This window comes from Sphingobacterium sp. UBA1897 (genome assembly GCF_002337775.1).
GTDB classification, from domain to species: Bacteria; Bacteroidota; Bacteroidia; order Sphingobacteriales; family Sphingobacteriaceae; genus Sphingobacterium; species Sphingobacterium siyangense.
Window position 1 is genome coordinate 1 of record NZ_DDGR01000025.1, and the last position, 11,674, is coordinate 11,674.

Annotated in this window: 10 protein-coding genes; 5 read left to right on the forward strand and 5 right to left on the reverse strand. The window is 39.8% G+C overall.

Annotated elements, in window-relative coordinates; all coding sequences use genetic code 11:
* The 3 genes from B4N43_RS15880 to B4N43_RS15890 all read left to right on the forward strand — a co-directional run.
* On the forward strand, window positions 1-356 hold a 356-nt coding region (locus B4N43_RS15880), incomplete at its 5' end, for a transposase (RefSeq protein ID WP_286735549.1).
* A gap of 583 nt (window positions 357-939) precedes the next feature.
* Complete coding sequence (locus B4N43_RS15885) at window positions 940-1,812, forward strand: phosphotransferase (protein WP_286735716.1); 873 nt, start codon at window positions 940-942, stop codon at window positions 1,810-1,812.
* Between the two features lie 82 nt (window positions 1,813-1,894).
* Window positions 1,895-2,530 carry a carbonic anhydrase gene (locus B4N43_RS15890; RefSeq protein ID WP_088159797.1) on the forward strand — a complete coding sequence of 212 codons (636 nt, stop codon included), beginning with the start codon at window positions 1,895-1,897 and terminating at the stop codon, window positions 2,528-2,530.
* Between the two features lie 185 nt (window positions 2,531-2,715).
* Here B4N43_RS15890 and B4N43_RS15895 read toward each other — a convergent pair whose 3' ends face one another.
* The 3 genes from B4N43_RS15895 to prfB form a co-directional block, all read right to left on the reverse strand.
* A complete protein-coding gene (locus B4N43_RS15895) occupies window positions 2,716-4,017 on the reverse strand; it encodes a nucleotide sugar dehydrogenase (RefSeq protein ID WP_286735550.1) in 1,302 nt (433 codons plus the stop codon).
* A gap of 34 nt (window positions 4,018-4,051) precedes the next feature.
* Window positions 4,052-5,497: a glycosyltransferase gene (locus B4N43_RS15900; protein ID WP_286735551.1), complete on the reverse strand. Its 1,446-nt coding sequence runs from the start codon at window positions 5,495-5,497 to the stop codon at window positions 4,052-4,054.
* 451 nt (window positions 5,498-5,948) lie between these two features.
* Window positions 5,949-7,032 (reverse strand): peptide chain release factor 2 gene (prfB, locus tag B4N43_RS15905; protein WP_120335852.1). Its coding sequence is split into 2 segments (ribosomal slippage): window positions 5,949-6,971 and window positions 6,973-7,032, totalling 1,083 coding nucleotides; the frame shifts between segments, so codons are not numbered across the junction.
* 218 nt (window positions 7,033-7,250) lie between these two features.
* Here prfB and pgi point away from each other — a divergent pair.
* The gene (gene pgi, locus B4N43_RS15910; protein WP_088159800.1) at window positions 7,251-8,921 is read left to right on the forward strand and encodes a glucose-6-phosphate isomerase; all 1,671 of its coding nucleotides are present in this window, start codon (window positions 7,251-7,253) and stop codon (window positions 8,919-8,921) included.
* A gap of 110 nt (window positions 8,922-9,031) precedes the next feature.
* Here pgi and B4N43_RS15915 read toward each other — a convergent pair whose 3' ends face one another.
* The gene (locus tag B4N43_RS15915; RefSeq protein ID WP_088159801.1) at window positions 9,032-10,948 is read right to left on the reverse strand and encodes a heavy metal translocating P-type ATPase; all 1,917 of its coding nucleotides are present in this window, start codon (window positions 10,946-10,948) and stop codon (window positions 9,032-9,034) included.
* A gap of 60 nt (window positions 10,949-11,008) precedes the next feature.
* Between B4N43_RS15915 and B4N43_RS15920 the strand changes: the two genes are divergently transcribed.
* The gene (locus tag B4N43_RS15920; RefSeq protein ID WP_286735552.1) at window positions 11,009-11,236 is read left to right on the forward strand and encodes a hypothetical protein; all 228 of its coding nucleotides are present in this window, start codon (window positions 11,009-11,011) and stop codon (window positions 11,234-11,236) included.
* On the opposite strand, the gene B4N43_RS15925 is transcribed toward B4N43_RS15920, so the two are convergent.
* A complete protein-coding gene (locus B4N43_RS15925; RefSeq protein ID WP_088159802.1) occupies window positions 11,211-11,552 on the reverse strand; it encodes a phage holin family protein in 342 nt (113 codons plus the stop codon). The two genes, B4N43_RS15920 and B4N43_RS15925, sit on opposite strands and share 26 nt — an antisense overlap.
* Window positions 11,553-11,674: the final 122 nt, after the last annotated feature.

Here is an 11,674-nt window from a genome sequence, read left to right on the forward strand (position 1 = left end):
ACCACTTTTTGACCAATAATACGAAGTGGAAGGCTTCTTTGGTGGCAAACATCTATAAACAACGCTGGCATATCGAAGTCTTCTTCAAGCATCTAAAGCAGCGCTTAAAAGTATCGACATTCATAGGGACTTCTGAAAATGCAGTGATGATCCAGATCTGGACTTCACTCATTGGCATATTACTGTTAAAATACTTACAAAAAAAGGCCAAATATGACTGGAACCTGTCCAATCTGGTCGCATTCATCAGAATGAATATCTTCGTGAAAATAAACATCTGGCAATGGATAGATGATCCCTTTCTCAGGCCACCTATAAAAGGAAAAAAGGGACAGCTAAAGATCTTCGCAGATTGAAAAATAGGGGTCAATATCGAAATGATGAAAAAAGCTATGCCTGTACCACAGAAATCCAATCCTAAAATTTATTTAGGACAGATGTGTTTAAATATATAATGTCAATTACTAAGTCAGAAAATTTTGCACTAGAATATTATTTGGTTCGCGGGTTTAAAGGAAAATTTTATGTAAAACAAATGATCTATTAGCTTGCTAGTGTTAAATGATTTTGAAAGTTCATTATAAAACTATAAATTAGTTTATGAGCACTTGCAGTTAAAACGTATGTCAAACCAGTGAGTTATTCGGTGAGCAGGGGAAATGTAGGCTTGTAATTTACTGATAAATAGATTGATGTAGGTAGATTTCGATTCCCCTACGGGCTACAGATCGAAAGAGTAAAACTTAAAAAAGCTTGCAATTTATATTGCAAGCTTTTTTTGTCTTTTAGTATCTAAAAAAACCAATACTAACTTCCAGAAAAAAAATGACAACATTTCCGGTTATAGCCTCTACTCTTTCTGCCAGACAATTAGGCGATTTTGTGATAAATAGATATGGCCTAGACGACAAATACCAATGTTCCTTATTCAGAACAGGAATGAATCACACGTATTTTCTTTCCAACACCGAAACGAAATACGTTTTGCGCGTTTATAGTCATAATTGGCGGTCAAAATCCGAAATTATTGAAGAGCTTGAACTTCTGAAATCATTGAAGAAGAATAATTTAAGTGTTTCTTTTCCAATTGAAGATAAAGACGGAGGGTTCATTCAAGAAATAAATGCGCCTGAAGGAATCCGATATGTTGTACTTTTTTCCTTTGCTCAAGGTGAGAAAATTCGATTTATGGACAACGAAACTTGTTTTCGAATAGGTTCTCTAATGGCAAATATCCACAACTATACCGAAAACAAGAATATTAACCGTGTGTCTTACAATAAGAAGTCTCTTATAGAACTACCTTATGCGTATTTACAACAATTCTTTTCAGACAAGTTGCCAGAAATGGAATTCATCGAGGGGTTTGGCAGAAATTTTCAAAATTCAGATTTTGATAATACAAAAACCGGAATTATACATATGGATATCTGGTATGATAATATGGCCGTTACAGCTGAAAAGGAGATTACGATTTTTGACTTTGACTTTTGTGGAAATGGATGGCAAATTTTAGATGTTGGATATTTCTGCAAACAACTGTTTTTCATAGAATCAGATAAAGAGCAGTATGAATTAAAAATGCAAAGCTTCTTGCGGGGATACCAGAGCAATAGATTTTTATCTGAAAAAGAGCTCAGCTTAATACCAAAAGCTGGCGCATCTATTTTTATTTTTTATCTGGGCGTACAGGCACAAAGATTTGATTGGTCCAACATATTTTTGACAGAAAACTATCTTAAAATGTTTGTTGGAAGAATTAAAGCTTGGATGGATTATTACACAAAGAACGAAGTTACTGGGGCTGTATAAGAAATTACAGGTATTTTCTCCTATTGGTAATTAAAATGTAACGTATTAATTTTACCTTTAATATTCCAAATAATAAAATTTTATGAAGGCACATACGTACGAAACACAATCGACGATTACACCTGAAAAAGCATTAAATTTCCTGAAGGAGGGAAACCAGCGCTTTGTTAATAATCTGAAAGCTAACCGCGATCTACTTGAACAGGTGAACGCTACGCGTGAGGGACAATGGCCATTTGCCGTGGTGCTAAGCTGCATCGATAGCCGTACTTCAGCTGAACTTATATTTGATCAGGGATTGGGCGATATCTTCAGTATCCGGATTGCCGGAAATTTTGTCAATCAAGATATTTTAGGTTCGATGGAGTTTGGTTGCAATGTGGCAGGTTCTAAACTTGTTGTCGTTCTAGGGCATACCAAATGTGGAGCATTAAAAGGAGGATTGGATGCGGCACAGATTGAGGGTATGGGAATGGATAACCTAAATCATTTGATAAATCATTTCGACCCAATCATTAATGAGGTGATCGATAAGGGGGAAGAACGTTCTTCTAAAAATAGTGTGTTGCTTGAAAAACTAAATCAACAGAACATTAAACATGCGATCCGTGACATTCGCAGACAAAGTTCAACGCTTCGTAAACTTGAAGAAGAGGGTAAAATTAAGATTGTTGGCGCAAACTATGACGTTGAGACCGGTAGCGTAAGTTGGTTGTAAGTTGTAGAGACAGACAAATAGGTTTTGTCGTTTATAAAAGATGAACAACCGCAGCTGACTTGACTACCGATTCAACATTGCCGATGGGATATAGTTGTCAATACTAACAAAATCTTGATCTACTTATTACAAATTTAAGTAGATCAAGATCTTATAAAGTAACCGATGTAATCAAAATAAATTCCTTATAGACGAGCATCCACTAATTTTCGGTCGAGTAGGCCCTTGATATCAAAAACAACGGATGGGTTCTTTTTTAAGTTGTTGAGATCCAAATGCAAAAATTCTCGGTGTCCAACGGCAAGTATAACGCTGTCATAATCTGCAGATTCAGGAAGAGATGACAATAGCTCGAGATTGAAATGTGATTTCACATCATCTACATTTACCCATGGATCGTAGACATCTACCTTTAAACCAAACTCTTGGAGGTCATGGATCATGTCAATGACCTTGCTGTTTCTAATATCGGGACAATTTTCTTTGAATGTAATACCTAATACCAGCGCTTTGGCTCCCTCAAATTTGATATTTTTTTGAATCATCAGTTTAACAACTTTTGAAGCAATGAAAGAAGCAATTTGATCATTTACCTCTCTGCCAGATAAAATGACGTGGGGATGATAGCCTAGTTGAGTTGCTTTTTGAGCAAGATAATAAGGGTCCACAGAAATACAATGGCCTCCGACTAAACCCGGTTTAAAACGAAGGAAGTTATATTTTGTACCTGCAGCATCTAACACGTCCTGTGTATCTATGCCCACTCGGTCGAAGATTAGCGCGAGCTCATTCATAAAAGAAATATTTACATCACGCTGAGCATTTTCGATCACTTTGGCAGCTTCGGCAACTTTGATTGAAGGGGCCAAATGTGTCCCGGCTTCAATAATATTTTTATAAAGTCCATCTACCACCAATCCTGCCTCAGGCGTGCTTCCGGAAGTCACCTTCATGACTTTTTGAAGTGAATTTACTTTATCGCCTGGATTAATGCGTTCTGGGGAATAGCCAACAAAAAAATCTTGATTAAATTTTAATCCCGAGAAAGCCTCCAAAACAGGTATACACTCTTCTTCAGTACAACCAGGATAAACAGTAGATTCATAGATCACCAAATCACCTATTGTCAAAAGTTCTCCAATCATTTTGGAAGCTTTTAACAAAGGGGACAAGTCTGGTGAATTATAACGGTCTATCGGAGTTGGAACAGTTACAATATAGACATTTGCATCAGCAATATCGGCTGTAGAATTGCTTGCATCATATCCTTTACTTTGGTTTGATGTAGAGAATAAGTCTCTCGCATTTCCAAGTTCCTTTTTATCGGTTTCTAGGGTGCGGTCAAGACCTTGTTTAAGTTCCTCAATACGTGTTTTATTAATATCAAATCCAATCACCGGGAAAAAATCGGAAAATGCTATTGCTAATGGCAATCCTACATATCCTTGGCCGATGACGGCAATCTTTTTTACCTTGAAATCTCTCATATATAGCTGTAAATATACGTTCTTTGCTTTAATTTTAACCCCTTGTCAACCAACCTCTACGTCCAGCTGTCGCTATCGCATACGGTGTAATCCAGAATAAGCTGAAGGCATAAAATATACTGTAACTATACGCCCAGAAAGCTTCTTTGGTGTCAGAGTTTTTCGAAGCAAAGAAATAGGCCTGTATGCTGGAAAATATTAAGATACCGACCAACGTTGAGCTTAAGAACATCAATGGATAATGAAATACTGTCCACAGCATCAATAACATCATTGGATAAGACAATAATACTTTTTTCCATTGCATAAGCAATAAGATACGTGCTCCCCATTTAGGTCCCTGACGGAAATTCTTAAAGGCAAATTGACTCATCGCAATGTTTTCGCGCACGTTGCTTCGTTCCCAACGGATAAACATCTTGTACAGATTTTTGTAACGTACAGGAGTATCGGTATAAACGTATGCATTGGATTGAAATAACACATGATACCCCTGTTTTAGGATCATATTGGTCATCGCGCGATCTTCACCGATATCAGACGGTTGCCCCATAAAAGTCTGGTTGATCCAATCCTCCAAACAGTTCATGACAGCCTCTTTACGATAGCCGGACAAGGCTCCTGGTGTACACATGACCGTACCCAGCATACTTTGCGCAGAACGTACAAACTCAAAGCTGAATACGAAGCTAACATTCAACATACGGGGTATAATCGCTTTTTTGGTATTCAATACACGCACGTTACCCGCAACGGCTCCACATTCCTTGTTTGTTACAAAAGGACTCGCCATATTACGTATGGTATCCTTTTTAACAATAGAATCACTATCAACCGTAATAAAGATTTCTCCCGTACCTAACTTAAATCCACGGTATAAGGCATGTCTCTTACCCATATTCTTGGGCTGCTGATAAATTTCAACACGATCGCCCAATTCCATTTTGGCACGTTGTATCCAGGCAAAGGTATTGTCCTTACTTCCGTCATCAATAGCGATGATCTGAAGTTTCTTCTCCGGATAGTCGCTGCTAGCCAAACTATGTAAGGTATCATAGACTAACTGTCCTTCGTTATAAGCCGGAACGATAATCGTACAAGTAGGTAACTCATCGTCTGATACCGAAGCAATGGGCTTATATTTACGGTGAAGTACAATTAAAAAAATCAAAAAACTGATGGCAATAGCCGCTAAAAGTATCCCGAAAATAATCAAAAATGTTCCGCCGATGCTGTCTAAACGTTGGAAACGTAATGCATCAAAATCAGGCTGAAGCATGTATACGCCAAAAACTGACGCAAATAGTATAAAAAAAGTCGCTCCAAAAATACCATATTCTTTCGGACCAAAGTTGCTTTCCTCGTTTTTGCTCACTGTATGATCAGATCGCTTTTCTCCTGCATTTACATCATATACCGCAGGCTGCCATTGTTTGGTCATCTGCTTGGATACGATCGAGTTTTCTTTCATGTAATTCATAACCGTTCTATTTTAGATATACATTCGTTCATTCTATATTTAATCGATACCGCAATCGGTATCATTTGTAATGAAAATATTACGATTCCATAAACGCAAAATACATGCCTTTATTTTGTACCAAAAATGATCCGACCGCTCAAATTGTAACGTTCTTGATACAAAAAAGATGTGAGTAAGTCATTTGTTTTCAGTGCTTTAATTTTGATTTGTAATAAAAATCGATTAAAATATAATAACGATATGGGCAGTAGACTTTTAAGGTTTTTTAACATTTGCCTGCTGATTGTTAAGAGAAATTGACAATTTTTGTGACAAACTGTGTAGGAAAGGGGGCAGTCGGTCAGGTGAAGAATTTGGCTGAAACCAAATAAAAAAAGCAACAGACAGCACAAAAAAAGACGCCTCGAAAAGAGAACGTCTTCAATATCATCAAGTTTCGAAATCGTCTTTATCCGCCAAATTCCATTAGATAATTTTTTAGAAAATCATTTAGATCACCATCCAGCACAGCTTGTGTATTGGATGTTTCGTAATTGGTCCGTAAATCTTTAATTAACTTGTAAGGATGTAGGACATAATTTCGAATTTGGGATCCCCATTCTATTTTCTTTTTGTTTCCTTCAATAGCAGCGGTAGCTTCCTGGCGTTTACGCATTTCAATCTCATATAACTGTGATTTCAATAAGCGCATCGCATTTTCTTTGTTTTGTAATTGCGATCTGGATTCCTGATTTTTAATAATAATGCCAGTAGGTTTGTGATGTAATCGAACAGCTGTTTCCACCTTATTTACGTTCTGACCTCCTGCACCACCTGAACGGAACGTGTCCCATTCGATTTCCGAATCCTTCACATCAATCTCAATATTATCATCAATCAAGGGATAAACATAAACAGACGCGAAAGAGGTATGGCGTTTTGCATTGGAATCAAACGGAGAAATCCGAACGAGCCTGTGTACACCGTTTTCTCCCTTAAGGTAGCCATAAGCAAAATCGCCTGATATTTGTAAGGTTACACTCTTAATGCCTGCAACGTCACCTTCCTGCGAATCTTGTTCGGTCACTTTATACCCATTTTTTTCGCCCCACATAATATACATACGCATCAGCATGGCAGCCCAGTCACAGCTTTCAGTCCCGCCGGCACCAGCTGTAATCTGTAAAATTGCATCCAGCTGATCTTCTTCGGCGCTAAGCATGTTTTTGAATTCGAGTTCCTCGACTTGCGCTAAAGCTAGTTTATATTGGTCGTCCACTTCCTTATCACTCGCGTCGCCAGATTGGAAGAATTCATACATGACATAGGCGTCTTCAACCGCCGCTGCAACTTCGTCGAAGTGGTCTGTCCATACCTTTTGGTTTTTTATGGCCAAGAGTATTTTCTCTGCAGCTTTGGAATCATCCCAAAAACTTGCTTCAAGCGTAATAGCTTGATCTCTTTCTATCTCTTCTTTGCGTGCATCGATGTCAAAGATGCCTCCTCAGGGAAGTAACACGATCCCTCAAGTCTTGAATTTGTTCTTTTGTCATATCCGCTAAAGTAGAAATTTTAATTAATAAATTCGTGCTTCTATCGAATAACTTCGCGCCCAATATAGATTGCCAAATAGGGATAATTTGACCTTTTTTTTTTAGTTTTGGTATTGTCAACGGAATAAACCTTCATTTAAGGATCTACACGATGTGTAACAATGAAATACTGAAGGCTCTTATTGATGTTTAAAACAAATAATTTCAGTAAAAACAGTATGTTCCCAAAAATTAATTTTACAAAGACTGAGGCCTATAAGAATCTAGCGCAGCATTTTGGTTCTTTATCAGGTCTATCTAACAATAGCGAAAAAAATGATCTACGTGCACTTTTTGCCGCAGATCCCACACGTTTTGAGAAGTTCTCGATCGCTTTCGAAGATATACTTTTGGATTACTCCAAAAATCGGATTACTGCAGAGACAAAAGCGCTCTTGGTCCAGTTGGCTAAAGAATGTGGTCTTGCTGATGCGATAGCAGCGATGTTCTCGGGTGAGCGCATCAACGTGACCGAAAACAGACCGGTGTTACACACCGCTTTGCGAAATCAATCCGATCAGCCCGTTTATGTGGACGGAAAGGATGTCATGCCCGACGTTAAACGCGTGCTGGCACAAATGAAAGCCTTCACGGAAAAGATTATAGCTGGTCAGTGGAAAGGATATACGGGTAAAGAAATTACAGATGTGGTGAATATCGGTATCGGTGGTTCAGATCTAGGTCCTGTGATGGTAACAGAAGCCTTAAAAGCATATAAAACGCGCTTAAATGTACATTTTGTCTCCAACGTAGACGGTACACACATTGCTGAAACATTGAAAGCTGTGGATCCTGAAACAACCTTGTTTCTGATTGCTTCAAAAACTTTCACAACGCAGGAAACGATGGCCAATGCGCATACAGCTAAAGACTGGTTTTTGGCGAGCGGAGCCCTTCAGGAGGATGTCGCTAAGCATTTTGCAGCATTGAGCACCAATACAGAAGCAGTACGTGCCTTTGGAATAGATACTCAAAATATGTTTGAGTTTTGGGACTGGGTAGGCGGACGGTATTCCCTGTGGTCTGCTATAGGTCTTTCCATTAGCTTGGCAATAGGCTTTGATAATTTCGAGGAACTTTTAAAAGGTGCCGACGATGCGGACGTTCATTTTAAGGAAACTCCCTTCGAATCCAATATTCCGGTAATATTGGCTTTGCTTGGTGTATGGTACAATAATTTTTTCCAGGCCGAAAGCCATGCAATTCTCCCTTACGATCAATATCTGCACCGTTTTGCTGCATATTTCCAACAAGGGGATATGGAAAGTAACGGCAAATATGTGGACCGTAATGGTCAACAGGTGGATTATCAGACTGGACCGATTATATGGGGTGAACCTGGTACGAACGGACAGCATGCCTTCTATCAGTTGATTCACCAGGGAACCAAATTGATTCCTTGTGATTTCATTGCGCCTGCCAATAGTCTTAATCCGATCGGAAACCACCACCAATTGTTATTGTCCAACTTTTTTGCACAGACTGAGGCTTTGATGAATGGCAAAACGGAGGAAGAAGTAGTTGCCGAATTAAAGAAAGCAGGCAAATCGGACCAAGAAATAGAGTTGCTTAAAGCCTATAAAGTTTTTGAAGGTAATCGCCCAACGAATTCCATCCTGTTCAAAAAAATGACGCCACGCACTTTAGGACGACTTATCGCTTTGTATGAGCATAAGATTTTTGTGCAGGGTGTGATCTGGAATATTTATAGCTTTGATCAATGGGGTGTGGAGCTAGGTAAACAATTGGCCAATCAAATCCTTCCGGAATTAAGTGACGCCAATACGGTTACGAGTCATGACTCTTCTACCAATGGATTGATCAATGCATATAAAGCTTGGCGGGATTAAATTTCTAACTAGGATCTAAAAGAGATCCTTTATACAACAGGACTGCCCTCAGAAAGTATCTCACTTTTTGGGGGCAGTGCTTTTTTGGGCATTACATGATCGCTCAGTTTTTAAACTTTTTTATGTTGGATCCGAATGGCATTTAAAATTGCCAGAAGAGCTACCCCCACATCAGCGATGACCGCTTCCCATAGTGTTGCAATGCCTCCGGCGCCAAGGATCAGAACAATGATTTTTATTCCCATCGCCAGGATGACATTCTGCCAGACAATACTTCGGGTTATTTTGCCAATTTTTATGGCCGACAAAATCTTGTGTGGCTCATCGTTTTGGATCACAACATCAGCAGTTTCAATAGTTGCATCAGCTCCCAGTCCACCCATAGCAATGCCAACATGTGCTAAGGCAACTACAGGGGCGTCGTTTACGCCATCGCCGGCAAAGGCAACGCGGCGTCCTTGGTCAATCAGCTGCTGTACATGGCTCACTTTATCCTCAGGAAGGAGATCGCCATAGGCTTTGTCGAGTCCAAGTTCTTTGGCGACTTCATCTACCACCGCTGTTTTATCTCCAGATAACATGACTGTATACAAACCTTGAGCATGCATGGCTTGGATCACTGCCCTGGCATCTGGTTTAATTCGATCCGCAACAGTAATATAACCCGCATAGTGACCTTCGATGGCGAGTAATACAATGGAGTATGCCATTTGCCTTAGCTCTGCCGGATAGCCAATATCGAATTTGTCCAGTAATTTGCTGTTGCCCGCGAGTGTGGGCTTTCCGTTAACAGTGGCGAAAAGTCCGTGGCCTGCTATTTCCTGGATTTTCTCGGCTTCCAATGCGGCAGTGCCGGGATGATAACTGGCGATCGCCTTCGCAATGGGGTGCGTTGAATGTGCCTCAATGGCTTTCGCATAGTTCAGTAATTCCTCTGGATCTCCATTGACGGCAAAAACTTCCGTTACCTCAAAGACACCAGCTGTAAGCGTGCCCGTTTTATCCATGATAACGGTATCGACTGAAGTGATGGCATCGAGGAAGTTCCCGCCCTTAAATAATATACCATTTCGGGAAGCTAAGCCTATACCGCCAAAATAACCCAGGGGAATGGAAACGACCAGGGCGCAGGGGCAGCTGATCACCAGAAAGACTAAACTCCGGTAGAACCAGTCCTTAAAACTATAGTCATGAACAAAAAATAGGGGTAAAATAAGGACCAAAAGCGCAAGGCCGAAAATAATAGGGACATATATTTTAGCAAATCTGGCGATAAACAATTGTGTTTTGGATTTACGTGCAGTGGCGTCCTGAACCATTTCCAGAATTTTGCTCAATTTGCTATCTTCAAATACGCTGGATACCTCGATTTGAACAACTGTTTCCAAGTTGATCATACCTGCAAAGACAGCATTACCGGAATATTTTGTATCGGGTTTACTCTCTCCAGTCAAAGCAGCAGTGTTAAATGCGGCTCTTTCCGTTTTCAATGTACCATCCAGAGCCACTTTTTCTCCAGCTTTTACAAGGATAATTTCGCCAATTTGGACAGTTTTTGGATTTATCTGCTGTTGCTGCCCATTTCGTATGACCGTTACTGCGTCAGGGCGGATATCTAATAAGGATTTGATTGATTTCTTGGCATTGTCGACGGCAGTATCCTGAAACCATTCTCCGATTTGATAGAACACCATTACCGCGACGCCCTCTTCAAATTCTCCAATAGCGAAAGCGCCCAATGTTGCAACGGTCATCAAAAAGAACTCATTAAAAATATCGCCACGGCTTGCCTTGCGCAATGCCATTTGAATAACGGGGATTCCCGCGAGAAGATAGGCGATGCTATTTAAGGTCAAGTTGATGCCAAAGGGAAGGCTGATCTTAAAAGCATATTTCAATAGGAGTAAAGTAAGTAGAATGACAAGAGCCATGAGGAGTTTACGTTGGGTAATCCACCAAGGACGCTCCTGTGTTGGAAGGGAGTGCCCCATTGTGTCATGGCTATGCTCGTGGTTGTGTTCGCACATATATCAGCGGTTCTTTTAAAGAATTAAATTTAGCGAATTCTGCTGTAAAAAGCGAGGGAAATGAGGATAAACTCACCCATAAGGGCAATTATTTTAGACGATTATTTTAAAGGAATAGGAACGGTAAACAAGCTGTTTTTCAAACGACAGATGCTGTCCGTAAGGGAAGATGATGTCAGCAAGGAAGGGGGACAATCGCTGAGCAATGAAAAGGCGTCCACATGTATTGATGCGGACGCCTGCTATTTTATTGAATGTATTTTTAATCTTTCGAAGTACTGCCAATAATCATTTCCAATATGGCAACGACAATGGCAAACAGCGCTGCGGTCCAAAATCCATGTACATCAAATTTGGATCCAAGTAGTGAATCGGTCAACAAGACCATCAATACGGTAATAATAAAGGAAACTAGACCAAGGGTAAGCCAATTCAATGGGAACGTAAATAACCTTAAAATCGATCCCACAGTCGCGTTGACAAATCCAATGACAAGTCCCGTAACGATAGCCCAACCGAAACCAGCAACTTCAGCACCAGGAACAACCCAGCAAGCAATTGCGACTACCAGACCAGTAAGTAAAAGACTAATAATAAATTTCATAATATGTGCTAATTTATAAAGAGTAAATAAAGTAATAATATAATAATTGTCGTACAAACCCGATGCCAAACTTTGTTTAGATTATCGCATTTAAATCTTTGGGATGGATGGATGGATGGATG

Excerpts from the sequence above, each read along its gene's own strand:
- B4N43_RS15885 (WP_286735716.1), top strand. The coding sequence starts at position 940 with ATGAATCACACGTATTTTCTTTCCAACACCGAAACGAAATACGTTTTG.
- B4N43_RS15890 (WP_088159797.1), top strand. The coding sequence starts at position 1,895 with ATGAAGGCACATACGTACGAAACACAATCGACGATTACACCTGAAAAA.
- B4N43_RS15895 (WP_286735550.1), bottom strand. The coding sequence starts at position 4,017 with ATGAGAGATTTCAAGGTAAAAAAGATTGCCGTCATCGGCCAAGGATAT.
- B4N43_RS15900 (WP_286735551.1), bottom strand. The coding sequence starts at position 5,497 with ATGAATTACATGAAAGAAAACTCGATCGTATCCAAGCAGATGACCAAA.
- pgi (WP_088159800.1), top strand. The coding sequence starts at position 7,251 with ATGTTCCCAAAAATTAATTTTACAAAGACTGAGGCCTATAAGAATCTA.
- B4N43_RS15915 (WP_088159801.1), bottom strand. The coding sequence starts at position 10,948 with ATGTGCGAACACAACCACGAGCATAGCCATGACACAATGGGGCACTCC.
- B4N43_RS15920 (WP_286735552.1), top strand. The coding sequence starts at position 11,009 with ATGAGGATAAACTCACCCATAAGGGCAATTATTTTAGACGATTATTTT.
- B4N43_RS15925 (WP_088159802.1), bottom strand. The coding sequence starts at position 11,552 with ATGAAATTTATTATTAGTCTTTTACTTACTGGTCTGGTAGTCGCAATT.